This is a genomic window from Winogradskyella sp. PE311, from assembly GCF_046545555.1.
In the GTDB taxonomy this organism is placed as follows: Bacteria; Bacteroidota; Bacteroidia; order Flavobacteriales; family Flavobacteriaceae; genus Winogradskyella.
Genome location: NZ_JBHZTH010000005.1, coordinates 55042 through 72722 on the forward strand (window position 1 = coordinate 55042; position 17681 = coordinate 72722).

General features: G+C 33.0%; 21 protein-coding genes. 9 read left to right on the forward strand and 12 right to left on the reverse strand.

The features are described from left to right. The 8 genes from ACFWU4_RS14190 to ACFWU4_RS14225 all read right to left on the reverse strand — a co-directional run bounded on the left by ACFWU4_RS14190 (window position 1) and on the right by ACFWU4_RS14225 (window position 6089). Window positions 1-936, reverse strand: a complete 936-nt coding sequence (locus ACFWU4_RS14190) for a pyridoxal-phosphate dependent enzyme (protein ID WP_411129024.1) — start codon at window positions 934-936, stop codon at window positions 1-3. Further along, window positions 937-1719: an enoyl-CoA hydratase-related protein gene (locus ACFWU4_RS14195; RefSeq protein WP_411129026.1), complete on the reverse strand. Its 783-nt coding sequence runs from the start codon at window positions 1717-1719 to the stop codon at window positions 937-939. A 43-nt stretch (window positions 1720-1762) separates the two neighbouring features. Further along, on the reverse strand, window positions 1763-2263 hold the full coding sequence (paaD, locus tag ACFWU4_RS14200; RefSeq protein ID WP_411129028.1) for a 1,2-phenylacetyl-CoA epoxidase subunit PaaD: 501 nt from the start codon (window positions 2261-2263) through the stop codon (window positions 1763-1765). A gap of 1 nt (window position 2264) precedes the next feature. Then, window positions 2265-3020 (reverse strand): 1,2-phenylacetyl-CoA epoxidase subunit PaaC, encoded by a 756-nt coding sequence (paaC, locus tag ACFWU4_RS14205; RefSeq protein WP_411129030.1) that lies wholly within the window; start codon window positions 3018-3020, stop codon window positions 2265-2267. Further along, a complete protein-coding gene (paaB, locus tag ACFWU4_RS14210; RefSeq protein WP_411129033.1) occupies window positions 3020-3310 on the reverse strand; it encodes a 1,2-phenylacetyl-CoA epoxidase subunit PaaB in 291 nt (96 codons plus the stop codon). The genes paaC and paaB overlap by 1 nt, the downstream gene beginning before the upstream one ends. 45 nt (window positions 3311-3355) lie before the next feature. Then, window positions 3356-4312, reverse strand: coding sequence for a 1,2-phenylacetyl-CoA epoxidase subunit PaaA (gene paaA / locus ACFWU4_RS14215; RefSeq protein WP_411129035.1), 957 nt, complete (start codon window positions 4310-4312; stop codon window positions 3356-3358). Between the two features lie 65 nt (window positions 4313-4377). Next, complete coding sequence (locus ACFWU4_RS14220; protein ID WP_411129339.1) at window positions 4378-5451, reverse strand: 2Fe-2S iron-sulfur cluster-binding protein; 1074 nt, start codon at window positions 5449-5451, stop codon at window positions 4378-4380. Window positions 5452-5519: 68 nt separating this feature from the next. After that, complete coding sequence (locus ACFWU4_RS14225; protein ID WP_411129036.1) at window positions 5520-6089, reverse strand: TetR/AcrR family transcriptional regulator; 570 nt, start codon at window positions 6087-6089, stop codon at window positions 5520-5522. A gap of 46 nt (window positions 6090-6135) precedes the next feature. Between ACFWU4_RS14225 and ACFWU4_RS14230 the strand changes: the two genes are divergently transcribed. Beyond that, window positions 6136-6441, forward strand: a complete 306-nt coding sequence (locus ACFWU4_RS14230; RefSeq protein ID WP_411129038.1) for a rhodanese-like domain-containing protein — start codon at window positions 6136-6138, stop codon at window positions 6439-6441. On the opposite strand, the gene ACFWU4_RS14235 is transcribed toward ACFWU4_RS14230, so the two are convergent. Then, complete coding sequence (locus ACFWU4_RS14235; protein ID WP_411129040.1) at window positions 6436-7050, reverse strand: DUF4230 domain-containing protein; 615 nt, start codon at window positions 7048-7050, stop codon at window positions 6436-6438. The genes ACFWU4_RS14230 and ACFWU4_RS14235 overlap by 6 nt on opposite strands. A gap of 204 nt (window positions 7051-7254) precedes the next feature. On the opposite strand from ACFWU4_RS14235, the gene ACFWU4_RS14240 reads away from it, so the two are divergent. The 6 genes from ACFWU4_RS14240 (at window position 7255) to ACFWU4_RS14265 (ending at window position 12741) form a co-directional block, all read left to right on the forward strand. Continuing rightward, the gene (locus ACFWU4_RS14240; RefSeq protein ID WP_411129042.1) at window positions 7255-8022 is read left to right on the forward strand and encodes a hypothetical protein; all 768 of its coding nucleotides are present in this window, start codon (window positions 7255-7257) and stop codon (window positions 8020-8022) included. A gap of 185 nt (window positions 8023-8207) precedes the next feature. Beyond that, the gene (locus tag ACFWU4_RS14245; RefSeq protein ID WP_411129044.1) at window positions 8208-8930 is read left to right on the forward strand and encodes a hypothetical protein; all 723 of its coding nucleotides are present in this window, start codon (window positions 8208-8210) and stop codon (window positions 8928-8930) included. Window positions 8931-9035: 105 nt separating this feature from the next. Next, a complete protein-coding gene (locus ACFWU4_RS14250; RefSeq protein ID WP_411129046.1) occupies window positions 9036-10757 on the forward strand; it encodes an amidohydrolase in 1722 nt (573 codons plus the stop codon). A 15-nt stretch (window positions 10758-10772) separates the two neighbouring features. Beyond that, window positions 10773-11294: a GNAT family N-acetyltransferase gene (locus ACFWU4_RS14255; protein ID WP_411129048.1), complete on the forward strand. Its 522-nt coding sequence runs from the start codon at window positions 10773-10775 to the stop codon at window positions 11292-11294. A gap of 63 nt (window positions 11295-11357) precedes the next feature. Continuing rightward, window positions 11358-11819, forward strand: coding sequence for a hypothetical protein (locus ACFWU4_RS14260; RefSeq protein WP_411129050.1), 462 nt, complete (start codon window positions 11358-11360; stop codon window positions 11817-11819). Between the two features lie 205 nt (window positions 11820-12024). Beyond that, a complete protein-coding gene (locus ACFWU4_RS14265; RefSeq protein ID WP_411129052.1) occupies window positions 12025-12741 on the forward strand; it encodes a hypothetical protein in 717 nt (238 codons plus the stop codon). Window positions 12742-12749: 8 nt separating this feature from the next. Here ACFWU4_RS14265 and gldC read toward each other — a convergent pair whose 3' ends face one another. Next, window positions 12750-13085, reverse strand: a complete 336-nt coding sequence (gene gldC, locus ACFWU4_RS14270) for a gliding motility protein GldC (RefSeq protein ID WP_411129054.1) — start codon at window positions 13083-13085, stop codon at window positions 12750-12752. After that, window positions 13085-14047 (reverse strand): gliding motility lipoprotein GldB, encoded by a 963-nt coding sequence (gene gldB / locus ACFWU4_RS14275; protein WP_411129056.1) that lies wholly within the window; start codon window positions 14045-14047, stop codon window positions 13085-13087. Before gldB ends, gldC begins: the two co-directional genes overlap by 1 nt. Window positions 14048-14131: 84 nt before the next feature. Here gldB and nadE point away from each other — a divergent pair, with 84 nt between their 5' ends. Continuing rightward, window positions 14132-14920 carry an NAD(+) synthase gene (gene nadE, locus ACFWU4_RS14280; protein ID WP_411129058.1) on the forward strand — a complete coding sequence of 263 codons (789 nt, stop codon included), beginning with the start codon at window positions 14132-14134 and terminating at the stop codon, window positions 14918-14920. Window positions 14921-15043: 123 nt separating this feature from the next. Beyond that, window positions 15044-15673 carry a response regulator gene (locus ACFWU4_RS14285; protein WP_411129060.1) on the forward strand — a complete coding sequence of 210 codons (630 nt, stop codon included), beginning with the start codon at window positions 15044-15046 and terminating at the stop codon, window positions 15671-15673. On the opposite strand, the gene dnaG is transcribed toward ACFWU4_RS14285, so the two are convergent. Beyond that, complete coding sequence (gene dnaG / locus ACFWU4_RS14290) at window positions 15674-17641, reverse strand: DNA primase (RefSeq protein WP_411129062.1); 1968 nt, start codon at window positions 17639-17641, stop codon at window positions 15674-15676. Between the last annotated feature and the right edge of the window lie 40 nt (window positions 17642-17681).

Sequence of the window (17681 nt, forward strand, 5' to 3'; positions counted from 1 at the left end):
TTAAAACGGTAAATTTTTAACGTCTACATTACCGCCAGAAAAAATGATTCCGACGTTTTTATTTTTAAATTCTTCTTTATTCTTCAAAACTGCTGCAAAAGGCACAGCGCATGAAGGCTCTATAATAATCTTCATTCGTTCCCAAATGAGTTGCATTGCATTTACAATTTCGTCTTCTTCAACACGGATAATCTTATCGACATGCTTTTGAATAATCGGAAAATTACGATCACCTAAATGTGTTCTTAAGCCATCTGCAACGGTATGGAAACTATCATTTGTTTCTATTTGACCAGAAATCAATGAGCGATACGCATCATCTGCTTCCATTGGCTCGCCACCTATGACTTTACAATTGTTAGAAAAATAGTGGGCAGCTAAAGCAGTACCTGCAATAAGACCTCCTCCACCAACTGGTGTTAAAATTACGTCTAATTCTGGATATTCCTCAAGCAATTCCATAGCAGCTGTACTGTTGCCATAAATCACCTCATCTTGATTTGATGGATGCAAAAAAGATGCTCCTTTTTCTTCTTTTATTTTATTTGCCGTTGCTTCTCTAGCTTGAGGTGTAGATTCACATTCTATGATTTCACCTTCGTAAGTTTTTACACCATTCTTTTTAACCTGAGGTGCATTTTCTGGCATTACGATATACGCCTTTACATCTAATTTCTGAGCTGCTAATGATACGGCTTGTGCAAAATTTCCTGAAGAATGTGTTACCACTCCACGTTGTCTTTCTTCTTCTGAAAGCGATAGAATTGCATTGGCTGCTCCACGCATTTTAAAGGCTCCCATTTTTTGAAAGTTCTCACATTTAAACACAATATTGGCACCTACCATTTCATTTATCAAGCTTGAACTTAATACAGGTGTTTTGTGAATAAATGGCTTTATTCTATTATGAACTTCTATGAGGGTTTCTTTAGTCAATTAGTTGCCTTTGAAATTTGGTTTTCGTTTTTCTATAAATGCTGCAACGCCTTCTGCATAATCATTACTACTTGCTGCTTCAATTTGTAACTTAGACTCTAAAGCCAATTGGTCTTCTAGAGTATTAGTCATTGACTTATTAAATAATTCTTTAATTAAACCTAAGGCCTTAGTTGGCATATTGGCCAACTTAATTGCCAATTTAGAGATCGTTTCCTCAAATTCTTCGAGAGGAACAGATTTATAAATCATTCCCATTTTTTCGGCTTCTTCTGCTGAAATCTTATCACCTAACATCGCTAAGGCTTGTGCTTTCTGAAAGCCTATTAAACGCGGTAAAAAGAAGGTTCCAGCACTATCTGGGACTAAACCAATTAAACTAAAGGCTTGAATAAAACTCACCTTTTCATGCGCAACAACAATATCACAAGCTAAGGCAATATTTGCTCCAGCACCTGCAGCAACACCATTTACAGCTCCAATAATTGGTTTTTTAATGGAACGTATTCTTGTAATGATAGGATTGTAGTGTTCTTCTAATATTTTTTTAAATCCAGGATTTAACTCTGGATCCGTAACTTCTTTTAAATCTTGACCAGCACAAAAGGCTTTTCCATTTCCTGTTAGTACAATTGCTCTAACTTCTGAATCTACCTCACAATTGTCTAAAATAGATTGAAGACTTAAAGCCATCTCTCGATTGAAGCTATTAAATACTTCTGGTCTATTTAGCGTAATGTGTGCTACTTTATTTTCAATTTTAAGCTGAATGCTTTTATTCATATTTTTCTTTATTTGTGGATTCCTGCCTTCGCAGGAATGACAATCATTTCAAACACTTAAAATAATCAAAAGGTTCTTGGCAATCATCGCATTGAAACTGTGCTTTGCATGCTGTGGAACCAAACTGACTTACTAATCTTGTATTTTTTGATGCGCAATTAGTACACTTTACCAATCGTTTTCCTTCTAACAACACATCTTTGTCTGCTTCTGCTTCTAAAGGCGCTGCTATTCCGTAATCTTCTAACGCTTTACGACCTCTTGGTGTAATCCAATCTGTTGTCCAAGCTGGATATAAAATTAAATCAATTTCAGATTCATATCCAGATTCTTTTAATGCTTTTTTAATATCATCACCAATGACATCCATTGCAGGACAGCCGCTATAAGTTGGTGTGATTTCAACTTTCACAAGACCGTTAACAAAAATAGCAGAACGCACAACACCCATGTCCATGATAGACAAAACTGGAATTTCAGGGTCTGAAACCTGTTCCAGTATTGACAGTAATCTCTCGTCTATATTTTGTTCCGTACTTATCATACTACCATTCCATATTAGGATATGTACGCTGCATGTATTGTAAATCGCTTAATAAATATCCTAAATGTTCAGTATGAATTCCTTGCTTTCCACCTTTTTGAAAGTATTTAGATTCCGGCACTTGCAATGTTGCTTCCTCTAGCACTTGAGAAACTTGACTATAATAAGCATCTTTAAGTTTTGTCACATCTACTCCAATTCTTTGAGAAACGACCGCTTTATCGGCATCTGTTTGATGAAATAACTCATCAGTGTAAGCCCATAAATCATTGATTGCTTCTTGCATCTTTTCTTTACTCTCATCGGTACCATCACCTAAGCGCTTAATCCAATCCGAGGAAAAACGTTCGTGATAACTCACCTCTTTCACGCATTTATTTGCAATTGCTGATAATGTTAAATCTGTACTTTTCTGAAGCTCTTTTAAAAATGCCAAATGATACACATCAAATAAAAATTGTCGTCCAAGAGTATATGCAAAGCTTGTATTTGGTTGTTCTACCAATAATACATTCTTGTATTCGCGTTCCTTACGAAGCATTGCAATATCATCTTCTGTTCTTCCATCTCCAGCAATCTTACTCGCATATTGAAAATAACTACGTACTTGCCCAAATAAATCTAATGAGATATTGGTACATGCGATGTCTGTCTCCAAACTTGGTCCATGTCCGCAAAGCTCGCCCATTCTTTGTCCAAGAATTAAACTATTGTCTGCAATACCTAATATGTAATTGTATAAGTTTTCGTTTTTCATTACATGTGTTTTACTTCGTCTGGTAAATCATAAAAAGTTGGGTGGCGATATACCTTATCTTGTGCTGGCTCAAATAGTTCACCATTGTTCTCAGGGTTAGACGCAGTAATATGCATTGATTCTACTACCCAAATACTCACGCCTTCGTTTCGTCTTGTGTATACATCGCGTGCATTTTCGAGCGCCATATCAGAATCCGCAGCATGTAAACTACCACAATGCCTGTGTTCTAATCCGTTTTTACTTCGGACGAAAATCTCCCAAAGTGGCCAATTCTTTTTATCTCCCATATCTTTTGAATATATCTATAAGGTTTTAAAAACCTTACAGGAAATTTATATTGCTTGTTTTTGTTTTCTTTCAGCTTTTTTCTCTGCGTGTGCCATTGCTGCATCTCTGACCCATTCACCACGTTCCCACGCACCAACTCTAGCTTTCATACGTTCTTTATTCATTGGCCCATGACCTTTCACAACTTGCCAAAACTCATCCCAGTCAATTTCACCGAAATCATAACTGCCTCGTTCTTCATTCCATTTTAAATCTGGGTCTGGAATTGTTAATCCAATTAATTCTGCTTGTGGAACTGTTTGGTCAATGAACTGCTGACGTAAATCGTCGTTAGATTTACGCTTTAACTTCCATTTCATAGATTGCTCAGTGTGAACTGAAACATCATCGGTTGGTCCTAACATCATTAAGCTTGGCCACCACCATCTGTTCAAAGCATCTTGCGCCATATCTTTTTGCTCAGGTGTTCCGTTGGCTAATTTCATCATGATTTCAAAACCTTGACGTTGGTGAAAACTTTCTTCTTTACACACACGAATCATGGCTCTAGCATATGGTCCGTATGACGTATTACACAATGGTACTTGATTAATAATCGCTGCACCATCAACCAACCATCCGATAGCACCCATATCTGCCCAAGTGATTGTTGGGTAATTAAATATTGAAGAATACTTTGCTTTTCCTGTATGTAATTGCTCATACATTTCTTCACGAGAAATACCTAAAGTTTCTGTCGCAGAATACAAGTATAATCCATGACCTGCTTCATCTTGTACTTTTGCTAATAAAGCAACTTTACGTCTTAACGAAGGTGCTCTTGTAATCCAGTTTCCTTCTGGTAACATCCCTACAATTTCGGAATGTGCGTGTTGCGACATTTGACGAATGTGCGTTTTACGATACTTTTCTGGCATCCAATCTTTTGGCTCGATTTTTTCGTCTCGAGCGATACGCTCATCAAATTGTCTTTCTAAACTTCTAATTTGTTCTTCACTCATTGTTTTTAGCTTTTAGCTGTTGGCTTTTGACCACAAGCGAGTTAATTTTTCTTTTTCAATATATTTTAAACATCAAAATCTACAACAACCTTATCAGTTGTTGGCACTGCCTGACAACTTAATACCAGATTTTGACTTACTTCTTTTTCATCTAAAGCGTAGTTGATTTTCATTTCAACTTCACCCTCTTTAACCTCACATTTACAGGTACTGCAAACTCCACCTTTACATGCAAATGGTAAATCTGCTCCTGCATCTAGTGCTGCATCCAAGATATTATCAAACTCTTTGGTCATGGTGAATAAGAATTCTTTTCCTCCATCTACAATAGTTACTTCCGTTCCTTCAACATTTTGCTGTGCTAAACGCTCTGCGCGTTTGATATCTTCTTCAGACAATCCTTTGACGAATAATTCGAAATGGACTAAATCTTTTGACAAACCTGCATCAACTAAATAGTCACTTACAAAGTTTATCATCTTCTCTGGTCCACATAAAAACACCTCATTGGTATCCGGAATATCAATAAAAGTTTTGGTCAAAACCTTCATTTTCTCTTCATCAAAACGGCCATTAAATAATTCGATATCTCTTTTCTCTTTTGTTAAGAAGTAATAGATTTCGAATCTTCCAAAATAGGTATTTCTCAGTTGCTCTAGCTCTTCCTTAAAGATAATAGATTTTGCTGTCTTATTAACATAGAAGAGTTTACAAGTAGAATTTGGTTCGGCTTCTAAATGTGTTTTTACCATTGATAGTACAGGTGTAATACCACTACCAGCTGCAAAGAATAAATAATTTTTAGCTTTTTCAGGCTGGCACTCTACACCAAAAACACCGCTCGGTGCCATAACCTCTAAAGTATCTCCTGTTTTTAGGTCTTCATTGACAAAGGTTGAAAATTTACCACCGGGGATTTGCTTTACTGCAACTTTCCATTGCTTATCGATTGGACTTGAACACAAAGAATATGAACGACGAACATCCTCATCATTGATATCTGCCTTCAATGTTAAATGCTGCCCTTGGTGAAATGCAAATTCTTCTTGTAATTCATCAGGAACATCAAAGGTAATTACAGATGTATCATCTGTTTCTTTGTAGATATCTGCTATTCTTAAGTTATGAAAATCGGCCATAAATTTTATACTAATCACAAACTAACACTTGTTAGTTTATTGAGCAAAGTTATAAAATAAAATGCAAACTATTTGTTAATTCCTTTTATGAGGATTTGAGATAAACTTTCTGTCAACTCTTGCTGATTTACAATTTCTTTTTTTGGCAACCATAAATAAAGCGAACGTAAGGTAGAAAGCATCGAAAACATTAACACATCTGGCTTTACAGATTTTAGTTCGTTATTAGCAATACCAGCTTCAATAATTCTAAGATAGTTAGCTTCATAATCATTTCTGAGTTTTAGATAATACTCTAGTTTATTCTCCAAATGCATCCAATCAGTATTTAGTGCCGCTAGTCCATCTGCATTCTCTGTTGCAATTTTTACGTGTAAACCAATAACTTGCTCTAATCTACCAATAGAAGTTGTATCACTATCCATGATTTTCTGCATACCAGTTGTAAAATCTTCAGCAATAGCAATTACTATGTCTTGTAAAATAGCCTGTTTGGAACTAATATGGTTGTACAGACTGGCTGCTTTTATATCCATAGCTTTTGCCAAATCTCTCATAGTTACAGCACTATAGCCTTTACTTTTAAAAAGCTTGGCTGCAACTCTAATGATTTCTTCCTTACGTGTTTCTATTTTCAAAAACTGAGCTCTAATATTATTCGTAAATTTAAGCAAAAAAGAAGCTATGGGATTTTTTGATTTTATTTTTGGAGCTAAGAAGCAACAAGTAGATGATTATATAAAAAGTGGTGCTGTAATTATAGATGTAAGATCGCAACGTGAATGGGACGCAGGGCATATTGAAAAATCAGTTCATATTCCATTAAACGAATTAAAAAATCGAGTCGACGAAGTAAAAAAACTAAACAAACCAATTATTGCATGTTGTGCAAGTGGAGTGCGTTCTGCCAAAGCAGCCAAATTTTTAACACTTAAAAATGTTGATGCTATTAATGGTGGTGGCTGGGTAAGTTTGCAATCTAAACTATAACTTCAAGGTCTGCAAGATCTCTAAAGATTCAACTGGAGTTTTATTGTATTCTAGAGTCCAACCTAAAGAGTTGGTTAGAATAAAGAATTTTGATAGCTCACTTATTAATCGGTTTTGCGCATTAGATTTTAAATCTGAAGCTTCAATCTTTTTCATTAAAGATGTATTAACTGTTTCTTTTATTTCGTTGTAGTCTTTTGCTTCAAACTGATTTAAAAAATCAGCCTTAATATCATAATATTCAAAATCTGGGCTGATTTTTATTTCTTCTTCTGGAAGACTTGTTATTCGTAGTGTCTGAGTTAACTCATCAATTTCATATTCGATTTCATTTAAATCGTACGCAATAGTGACATCTGCATTAACAATAACTATGGCTTGTTTTTTAGCTTCCAATAAATCTCCAAAAACGGCTTTAGAATTTTTATAAGTAAATACTTCGCTAAAATGACCTTCTGTAACTACAAGTTTACCAACATTTTTAATTTGTTCTTGTATTAAAGCAGTGTTTTCTTTTAACACAATCTTCTCTTCTTGTTTATCTCCACAATATTTAAAAGTAAATAAAACAATTAAGGTAATTATGACACCGAATAGTATTTTTCGCATAAGCTAAATTAATCAAAATAGAGTTGAATATAGTCAAAAAACTAGTATTTTAAATCTTATTTTTTTACCATATATCGTTGATGTCAGTGACTTATCCACGAAAATCGCAAAACATCCTATTAATATAGCTGGTAAACAATTACAACTTAATTTTACTTAGAATACATAGAATATTTCTAGCCCTCTAATTTAAACGCAAATATCATGTATAGAAACATCTGCGCATTATTACTCTTATTTTTGACCGTTAATAGTTATGGACAAAACTTCACTTTATTGAAAAACTTTAACCCAAAAGTAAAAGAACTAAAACATACACTAAATAGCACTAGAGACAGTTTAATTTTATCCTGTAAACAGCATATTTTGCAAGTTGATATTTTTAATGAAGACTTCGAAAAAGTTGAAAAAATTGAAGCATCTGAAACAAGAATTGTAATTACTGATTTACCTGTAGGAAAATTTGATATTGAAGTTAGACTAGAAGATAAAGTCGTTCTGATGAATCTAATTAGACATACTGATATAGAAAATTCATATTATGCAACCAACACTTTAAATGATGAACCCATTGTAAAGAGAAAAGGTATGATGCTCGACGAAAACTTGAAAACTGTAAAAACGCAACCAAATATGCGTATTGAAAACCTTTTATCTAGAGGTAAAACTAAAGACCAAATAAAGAAAAGAAAATTCTATTGGATCATACATCAAACCAATAATAAACTTGGATCTAGTAAAACAATGAAATTAATGGACCAAGCATCAGTAGACAAGATGATAAAGAAAAATAAAATAGAACGTAATAGTGTCTCTGGAAAACTAAATGAGCTAACCGTTTGGGAGGTATATAACACTACTCAATTTATGAAAAATCAAACCATAAACCCAAATTATATTTATTCTCATAAATCTGATTTATTCAACAGCGAACCTTATTACAGCGACACCGTTAGTTTACAACAGCCTTAAATACGATTAAAGAATTTGTTTACTGAAAAAAAATTAAAAGTTAGATTTTTGTGCATTTAATCGAAGAGCTAAGCTCATTAGCCGTAAAAAATAAACTGGACTAATATTTCTTTTAATTTAGAAAAAATTACAAATTAATGTTACTATTCCTCAATTTACGAGTAACATTTAATTAATCCATTAGAATGTTTAAAAGTTATTTTTTACTCTTTTTTATTATTTTATCATTTGGTTTATACGGTCAAAAGTCAACCTTATTACAAAATAAAAACTTTAGGGCTAACGAGTTAAAACACAATTTAAATAAAGAAGGAGATACGCTTATCCTTGAAAGTAAAAAAACCATTTATAGCGTTGAAATTTTTAATCAAGATTACACAAAGTCCATTAATATAGATAGTACAAAAGCTAAAATAGCATTAAATGACACTCCACTTGGAAGGCTTGTGGTACAAGCAAAATTAGTTGACAAACGCATAATTATGACCTTATTAAGACATAAGGATTTTGATGAAATTACAAATGAGACAAAAGAAGACAATATTGTTACGACTCCTCAACCTAAAAAACAAGGAGTTTCGTCATTACTAAATTGGAAATCGAAAAAAAGTAAAGCTAATGTCGAAAAATTCTATTGGGCTATTCAAGAAAGTAATAGCGGCAGTAATTCTTATAAATCCATGAAACTGGTCTCTACCAAAGAGCTTTTAAAAATGATTCAAAAAAATAAAGTAGAAGTAAATACTGAACAAGGTAAGTTTAATAAACTTACTGTTTGGGAGGTTTATGATACTGCAAAATTTATGGAAAAGCAAGTTGCCAACCCAGAGTATGTTTTTTCAACTACATCATCTTTATTTAATACAACCCCGTATTTTAGTTCTATTGGAAACGCAAAATTTCCTTAGATATTAAAAATCAATAAAAAAATATGTAAGAACGATTTTTTGATTGCTATTTTAAATATACCATAGGTTAATTATTTGTAATTTAATGCTCTAAAATTAACCTCTATGAAATTAAAATTTATTACCCCTTTAATTACTGCTTTATTCTTCTTTGTTTATTCCTGCTCAAATCCTCAAAAAGATTCTGCAACTATGCTTATACATGGTGGAACAATTTATACTGTTGATTCCACATCGGCAACTGTTGAAGCTGTTGCGATTAAAGGCAACAAAATTTTATTTGCTGGCACTTTAGAAGAAGCGGAAGTATACAAAAATGAGCAAACTGAAATTTTAAATTTAGAAGGAAAAACAATGACACCTGGTCTTATTGAAGGACATGGTCATTTTATGGGATTGGGTTACAACGAACTTAACCTAGATCTAATGAGCACAACAAGCTATCAGTCTATTGTTGATGCAGTAGCAGAGCGCGTAAAAAATGCTGAACCTGGAGAATGGATTACAGGACGAGGTTGGCATCAAAGTAAATGGGATAGCATGCCTGCAGAAACTGTGCATGGTTTCCAAACACATCATCTACTTAGTATGATTTCACCAGACAACCCAGTGTATTTAAGGCATGCCAGTGGACACGCTGGTTTTGCCAATGCAAAAGCTATGGAAATAGCTGGTTTGCAAAATTTAGCTTTAGATGGTGTTAGAAAATATGAAGTAGAAGGTGGTGAAGTGTTAGTAGATCCTTCTGGTAAACCTACTGGTGTTTTTAATGAACGCGCACAGACTTTGATTACAAAACATATTCCTGAAAAAACAACAGAGACAGACATAAAAGCGTTTGAACTTGCAGTTAAGGCTTGCCATAAAAATGGTATAACAAGTTTCCATGATGCTGGTATACCAAAAGAGACCATAGAGCTTTATAAAAAAATGAAGTCTGAAGGCAAAATGAACACGAGAATTTATGCAATGCTAACAGGTTGGGATAAAGATTTATTAAATAATTGGTACGAAAAAGGCATCATGATAGATGAAGATTATTTATTTACAATAAGGTCTGTAAAATTAAATTGTGATGGCGCTTTAGGCTCTCGTGGAGCATGGCTATTAGAACCTTACTCAGACCGACCTGATCATTTTGGTCATGAAACTCTGCCTATGGAGTTTGTTCAAGAGACAGCTTTGAGTGGGTTAGAAAATGGATTTCAAGTATGTGCTCATGCAATTGGAGACAGAGCTAATAGAGAGATATTAGATCGTTATGAGGTCGCACTTAAAGCTCATCCAGAATCGAGTAAAGATCATAGATTTAGAATAGAACACGCGCAACATTTACATCCAGAAGATATTCCTCGTTTTGCTGAGCTAAAGGTTATTCCGGCCATGCAAGCCGTTCATATGTCTTCCGATAGACCATGGGCTATTGATCGACTTGGAGAAAAGCGAATAAAAGAAGGAGCCTATATGTGGCAAGATTTACTGCAAAGCGGAGTACCAATTGTAAATGGTACTGATGTACCTGTAGAGCCCGTAAACCCAATAGCAAGTTTTTATGCTAGTGTGAGTAGAAAAACCTTAAAAGGTATGCCTGAAGGAGGCTATGAACCTGAACAAAAAATGACTAGAGCACAAGCCCTAAAATCTTATACATTGGATGCAGCCTATGGAGCTTTTGAAGAAGATATAAAGGGTTCAATAACGGCTGGTAAACTGGCAGATTTTACAATTTATAATCAAGATTTAATGACAGTACCAGAGGATCAGGTACTGAACACTAAAGTAGTGATAACCATATTCGATGGAAAAATTGTTTATCAAATGAAATAAAAATTAGTAGTAAAATTGGACATAGTAATTCGAAAACTCAAACCTATTGACTTAAATTCTTATCGAGAATTAAGATTGCAATGTTTAAAAAATTACCCAATGCACTTTACTGCTAATTATGATGACGAAAAAGAAAAAGAAAAACTCTTTTTTCATGATTCTATCACAAATGCGGATACTAATAATTTTATGATTGGTGCCTTTAGCAAAGGTTCTTTAATTGGATTTTCAGGTTTTAATAGATATAACAGAACAAAAGTTGCACATAAAGGAAGAATAATTCAAGTTTATGTTAAACCAAATTATCAAGGACAACAAATTGGTTATAGCATTGTAAAAGCGACCATAGAAGAAGCATTTCAAATTAATGATATTGAACTAATAGAGATTGATGCAATTGCCTCGAATACAAGTGCAAAAAAGCTTTATACTAAACTGGGTTTTATGCAATATGGCATTCAAAAACATTTTCTTAAAGTTAATGGTATTTATTATGATCATGTTATGATGATGCTATTTAAAAAAGAGTTTAAATAATCAAAAAAAATAAAAGTTTTCAAGATTTCTTAGTGAAGGGTCAAACAAATATTTAAGTAATAAATGGAAGATTATAAACCAAGGCTAATAAAATTTAAAGAGCTTTATAAAACTGGAGACTGGTTTATAAAAATATACATCATAACTAAAGATGATCTAAATAGTAACACTAAGTTCTATAGAAATGTTAAAGAGAAATTACCTAAATGGTTAGAACTTAAAAACGACTTTAATTCTAAACATGATCATGTGGGATTTTTAATTATTCATGAAGGAACAGAAGGTATATTCTCTCTTATTAATTGGTGGGTTGGCGGTAATATGCTTAACACTCACATATTTAAAACAAATTATGACAATTTAAAAGAATTTGAAAAAATTTCTGGAAACGGATTAGCCCCTTGCGTATGGGAATTAGAAATTATTAATCGTGAACGGTTAGCTTGGACCAATCTTATTTTAAAGCAGAATCTTCAACCTAACTTTAAAACTTATCTAAATACTACATTTCAAATGAGGTTATAATTTACTTCTTTAACCCTTAACTTAAAATTAGCCATTTGTCATTATAATAGGTATTATGTCGTAACACATTGTAATTTAACTTTAAAATCAGCGTCACAACTAATTTATAACGGCTTAATAAGTATTGTATTTAGTTTTGATCTTGTAATTACTAGACCCAAAAACTAGTATTTATATAGTTTCCCAAAACTAAAACCTACTTATTATGAATAAAGGAGTTACGATACTTTTATTATTTTTTGCTATATGCACTTATGGCCAAAAATCTACTTTAATACAAAACATAGATTATAGAGCTAAAGGACTTAATCACAGTCTAAACAAAACTGGAGATAGTTTGATTCTTGAGAGTGACGAAACGATTTTTAAGGTTCAAATTTTCAACTCACAGTTTGACAAAGAATTTCTTGTTAGCAATCATAAAATTAAAATTCCGCTTCATAACATTCCAGTAGGTCGTTTTGTAACTGAAGTAAAACTTCCTGGCAAGCTTGTTTTAATCACTTTAATTAGGCATCAACCTTTTATTAACGCATATTTTGATCATGCTAATGTTAATACCACACCAAAACAAGCCACTGTTGTTGAACAAGTTGTTTCATTAACCCAGAACAAAGGAAACACAGAGCAAATTAATTTACCTAAGAGAACTGTCCGTTTTTACTGGATTGTTAACCATATAAACAAGGGTCATAGTTCTAGTAAAATAATGAGATTAGGTGAACGAGAAATTGTAGAGCGTATGATAGAACAAAACAAAATAGATCTAAAAACAAAGGCAGGACGTCGTAATAAACTTACAATATGGGAAGTTTATGATACGTCTAAATTTATGAGATTTAAAATGAGAAATTCAGATTATGCAAACGCACAAAATGTAGATTTTTTCAATACAACACCTTTTTACGATACAAGTTTTTGAGATTAATACTATTTCTTTAATTCTAACTTATCAGCGAAGTAATCGCAAAAGTCTTTCATGGTAGCAGTCATTTTTTCATCTTGAGTTGCACGCATAAATGTGTCGCTCATAGTGACTAAAGTTTGATGAAAAAATAGTTTCATTTCGTCTACAGGCATATCCTTGGTCCATAAATCTATTTTTAAAGTTTCTTGAGCATTACTATCCCAAACCGATAGCATTACAGCTTTAGCTTCTTCATTATCAACACCTCCGTCTTGCGCAGACCAGGTTAACTTTTCAGGCACACGATTTTCATCGAGCTCAACATTCAATTCTATCTTAGACTTTATGGTTTTAGCCATTATTTCTTTGGTTTAAATTTAGATTTTTTAAAAATTTCTTGTGGTTCTTTGTGTAAAATAGTCATTACATCTTCATCCGTATTCTTGGCGTAAGCTTTTACAATTTGCCAGCCAATATATTGGCCAAGTCTCCCTGGGGATTCGTTATCAAATTCTAAATAAAATTTAGAAAAAGGCGCATCAGCTATAAAACGATTTGGAAGTTTATTGTCTGTGCTATATAAAAATTCTTTTTCAATAAAATAACTCCAAATTGGTACTTCATTAGCTTCTGCCCATTTTAATTGTGTTTCTGTGTAGCCAATTTTTTCAGAATCAGACTCAAACGGAATCATTACATCTTTAAAATAAAGTAATTTCCCAAAATATATCATTTCATCAATTAGCCTCTTACGTTCAGTTTGAAATACATATTTCTTTGCATATCCTTCGGCAACATCAGATATAATTTGACTTTTTCGCATATTAGCACTCAAGTACTTCGGAATGTTTTGATAGAACATATGCGCACTACCCAAATAATTATCTAAAGCTATCAATACTAAGGAATCCGTCACAATGTTTTTATTTCTGTAATCGACATCATTTGTTAGTGTAATTACTCTAGGCATACTAAAAGTTTTATCATAATACTTTAAATGCTTAAATAAGCCACGCAAACCTTCTTTAGTTTCACTAAAATCAAGAAAAGTCTTTTGGACCTCATTAAGTAACTCGTTTTGTAAACTATCTTTAACCCTATTAACCCAAATAGAATCTGGCACATGTTTAGAGAACAAAAATGGAAAAGCCGCTTTAAGTTTTGGCAAGTCTTTTGGCTCAGCGTCTAAGAATGCTTTATCAAAGCGTTCAACAATAAAGTTGCTGTCAATTTTAGAAATTTCAGTCTCTATCTTAGAATCATTATCACAAGACACAAAAAACAGACCGAATACTAATAATATGTGAATTCTTATCGGCATTTTACAAAACATTTTTAATCCTAACACGATTCCTTTATTTTTGTTGTACAAAGGTACACTTCTTTGTTTTAAATTTTAAATATTATGCAAACAGAAAAGGTTGTCAACCATATCGTAAATTGGTTAAAAGATTATGCTACAAAAGCTGGAGTTAATGGTTTTGTTATTGGTATTTCTGGCGGAATAGATTCTGCTGTCACCTCTACACTTTGTGCCAAAACTGGGCTAGAACTTTTATGTATAGAGATGCCAATACACCAAGCTGCAAGTCATGTAACAAGGGCTCAAGAACATATTACACAGTTAAAAAAGCGATTTCCTAATGTTAGAGATACGCGCGTAGACCTTACACCTGTTTTTGAAGAATTTAAAACTGAAGTAAGTTTAGAAGGAAAACAAGATACCGTTGATATGGCATTGGCCAATACAAGGGCAAGATTAAGAATGACTACACTTTATTACCACGCTGGTTTATTGGGACTATTAGTTGCAGGAACTGGAAATAAGGTAGAAGACTTTGGTGTTGGTTTTTACACCAAATATGGTGATGGTGGTGTTGATTTAAGTCCTATTGCCGATCTCTTAAAATCTGAAGTTTATGAAATTGGAAACTATTTAGAAGTTCCCAAATCTATTATAAAAGCTGCGCCAAGTGATGGCTTATTTGGTGATGCGCGTAGTGATGAAGATCAAATTGGAGCAACCTACCCAGAACTAGAATGGGCTATGCAAATGTTAGATGAAGGTAAATCTATTGAGGACTTTAAAGGCCGAAAACGTGATGCTTTTGAAATATTTATGAGGTACAATTCATCAAACAAACACAAGATGATACCTATACCTATTTGTGAAATTCCTAAAATTTTAAGATAATTATTGTAGTTTATCGAAAAAATAGCACTGACTGTTTGATTTTTAGTTATTTTTGTTCAACGAACTCCTTATTTGCATAAGCTAACTCAGTTATAAGCCTAACATAACCAAAAAGCAATTGTCATGATACGAATTTTGATTGTTGACAGTCATCCTATTGTAAGAACTGGATTAGAATTATTTTTAAATAATAAACCTGACTTTAATGTTGTCGGTAAATTAAATAGCGGTATAGAAATTTTCGAATTTGTAAGGCGTCACAAAGTTGACGTTATTATATCTGAAGTTGATTTACCAGAACTTAATGGTATTACAGCATTAAGAGCGATTAAAAAGGAAAATACAGAAGTAAATGTTTTAATGTTTAGTCATCAGCCCGAAGAGATCTATGCAATTAGTACTCTTAAAGCAGGTGCTTCTGGTTACCTTAATAAAACTGCCGACGTAGACACCCTAGAGGCTGCTATCAGAAAAATTCATAATGGAGAAATATCTCTAAGCGAAAAAATGGATAAACATTTGCGCTATGAAGACACTCGTAAAAGTAGAAGTCGTTTGTTTAAAAAACTCTCTACTCGAGAAGTAGAAGTTTTAAAACTCCTTTCTATAGGCAGGAAAAACAAAGAAATTGCTGAAGAATTAGATATTAATGAGAAAACAGTTAGTACTTACAAAGCGCGACTATTTAAGAAGCTAAATGTGACTAATATCGTAGATTTAATTCACCAGGCTAAGCATCATAATTTGACCTAATTAACCACCTATCACTTTACCTAGTTTACGCGATAAAAGCATTTTTAGACCAACGTAGTCCTTAACATCTTCAATTATAGATCTGGTGTCGACATTTTCTTTAAGTGTTTCATCTTTGTATTCTGCAACTTTTTGATCAATTAGGTAACAGCGCAAACTCAGTATCGTTTGACTGACTAATTGAGCTATAGCATGCTCTTTTTCTTTAGGAATGATTTGGTTACGCTCCCAATCGTGTAAATTGTATTTCTCGTCTTCCATTAAAATACTCGTTACTTCACTCGCTGATTCTTGATCTAATTGATTAATAAAATCTTTAGTTGAAAAATTTTCATCTTGGTTTAACTTATCAATTATTGAATAATAAAGCGCTCTAAATTTTTCATTTGTAAACATCATTTCATCTTCCTGAAGATCTAGATATATTTTTTCAAAAACTCGAGCTTCATGCTTTGTTGGTTCTAAAAGAAGTTCACCTGAAGCTTCATCTTCTTTCAAAATTAAATCCTCAAATTCCTCAGTTTTGTCACCATAAAGCATCAAAATTTCAATAATTTTTCGCTCCAATTCGTACTGAATATCGATTTTTTGCTTAGGTTGTTCAATATTCTTAACTACTTCAAAAGCTTTTTGTTCTTGCTTCAGTTTTTTATTAGCGTCTTGAATATCCTTTTTATTAATTTGTGCCAACGTACTAAATAGTACATTTTCACTGATATCCATAATTCGAGCGCACTCTTGTATGTAAACTTCACGTTTTATAGAATCTGGTATTTTAGCAATACTATTTACAATTTCTCTAATAGTCTCTGCTTTCTTAATAGGATCATTATTTGCTTCTTTAACTAAAAGTGACGCTTTAAATTGAATAAAATCTTTTGAGTTATTATTAAGATAAGTTGTTACTTCTTCTAAAGTATTTGATTTAGCAAAACTGTCTGGATCTTCACCATCTGGAAAAGTACAAACCTTAACATTCATACCTTGCTCTAAAATTAAATCTATACCACGAATAGAAGCTCTAATACCTGCGGCATCACCATCGAAAAGTACCGTAATATTATTAGTAAGTCTATTAACTAATCTTATTTGATCTGGTGTTAATGCTGTACCAGATGATGACACAACATTCTTCAAACCCGTTTGATGTAATTGAATTACATCCGTATAACCTTCTACCAAGTAACAATTATCTTCCTTCGCTATACTTTGTTTTGCATAGTACAATCCGTAAAGCACTTTACTCTTATGATAAATCTCACTCTCTGGTGAATTAAGATATTTTGCCGCTTTCTTATCATTTGTTAGAATACGTCCTCCATAACCCAAAATTCGCCCACTCATACTATGAATAGGGAACATTACTCTACCTTTAAATCGATCGAAGCGTTTATCTCCTTTTACAATAGTTAAGCCTGTTTGAGCAAGAAAATCAATATTATACCCTTTCCCTAATGCATCATCTGTAAAAGCTTGCCACTCGTCTAGTGAGTAACCAAGTTGAAACTTCTTAATGGTCTCCTCAGAAAATCCTCTTTCTTTAAAATAGCTTAGACCAATAGCCATTCCTTGGTCTGTATTATGTAGTATTTTTTGAAAATAAGAATTTGCATATTCGCTCACTAAATACAAACTTTCTCTTGTATCTGCTTGCGCCTTTTCTTCATCCGTTCGCTCAGTTTCCTCTATTTCAATATTATACTTTTTAGCTAAATATTTAATCGCTTCAGGATAGGTAAAATGCTCATGTTCCATTAAAAAACTGACAGCATTACCACCCTTACCTGTTGAAAAATCTTTCCAAATTTGTTTTACTGGAGATACCATAAAACTTGGTGTTCGCTCTTCACTAAAAGGGCTTAGACCTTTAAAGCTACTACCCGATTTTTTTAGTTGAACAAAATCACCAATCACCTCCTCAACGCGAGCGGTTTCAAATACTTGTGCTATGGTGTTTTGTGAAATCAATTTTTCTTTTTTTCCTGCGAAAGCGGGAATCTATATTTAT

Coding starts and splice junctions, on each gene's coding strand:
- paaA (WP_411129035.1), bottom strand. CDS start 4,312: ATGAGTGAAGAACAAATTAGAAGTTTAGAAAGACAATTTGATGAGCGT.
- ACFWU4_RS14235 (WP_411129040.1), bottom strand. CDS start 7,050: ATGCGAAAAATACTATTCGGTGTCATAATTACCTTAATTGTTTTATTT.
- ACFWU4_RS14285 (WP_411129060.1), top strand. CDS start 15,044: ATGATACGAATTTTGATTGTTGACAGTCATCCTATTGTAAGAACTGGA.
- gldC (WP_411129054.1), bottom strand. CDS start 13,085: ATGGCTAAAACCATAAAGTCTAAGATAGAATTGAATGTTGAGCTCGAT.
- ACFWU4_RS14245 (WP_411129044.1), top strand. CDS start 8,208: ATGTTTAAAAGTTATTTTTTACTCTTTTTTATTATTTTATCATTTGGT.
- gldB (WP_411129056.1), bottom strand. CDS start 14,047: ATGCCGATAAGAATTCACATATTATTAGTATTCGGTCTGTTTTTTGTG.
- ACFWU4_RS14195 (WP_411129026.1), bottom strand. CDS start 1,719: ATGAATAAAAGCATTCAGCTTAAAATTGAAAATAAAGTAGCACACATT.
- ACFWU4_RS14260 (WP_411129050.1), top strand. CDS start 11,358: ATGGAAGATTATAAACCAAGGCTAATAAAATTTAAAGAGCTTTATAAA.
- ACFWU4_RS14220 (WP_411129339.1), bottom strand. CDS start 5,451: ATGGCCGATTTTCATAACTTAAGAATAGCAGATATCTACAAAGAAACA.
- ACFWU4_RS14250 (WP_411129046.1), top strand. CDS start 9,036: ATGAAATTAAAATTTATTACCCCTTTAATTACTGCTTTATTCTTCTTT.
- ACFWU4_RS14240 (WP_411129042.1), top strand. CDS start 7,255: ATGTATAGAAACATCTGCGCATTATTACTCTTATTTTTGACCGTTAAT.
- ACFWU4_RS14230 (WP_411129038.1), top strand. CDS start 6,136: ATGGGATTTTTTGATTTTATTTTTGGAGCTAAGAAGCAACAAGTAGAT.
- paaD (WP_411129028.1), bottom strand. CDS start 2,263: ATGATAAGTACGGAACAAAATATAGACGAGAGATTACTGTCAATACTG.
- ACFWU4_RS14265 (WP_411129052.1), top strand. CDS start 12,025: ATGAATAAAGGAGTTACGATACTTTTATTATTTTTTGCTATATGCACT.
- paaB (WP_411129033.1), bottom strand. CDS start 3,310: ATGGGAGATAAAAAGAATTGGCCACTTTGGGAGATTTTCGTCCGAAGT.
- nadE (WP_411129058.1), top strand. CDS start 14,132: ATGCAAACAGAAAAGGTTGTCAACCATATCGTAAATTGGTTAAAAGAT.
- paaC (WP_411129030.1), bottom strand. CDS start 3,020: ATGAAAAACGAAAACTTATACAATTACATATTAGGTATTGCAGACAAT.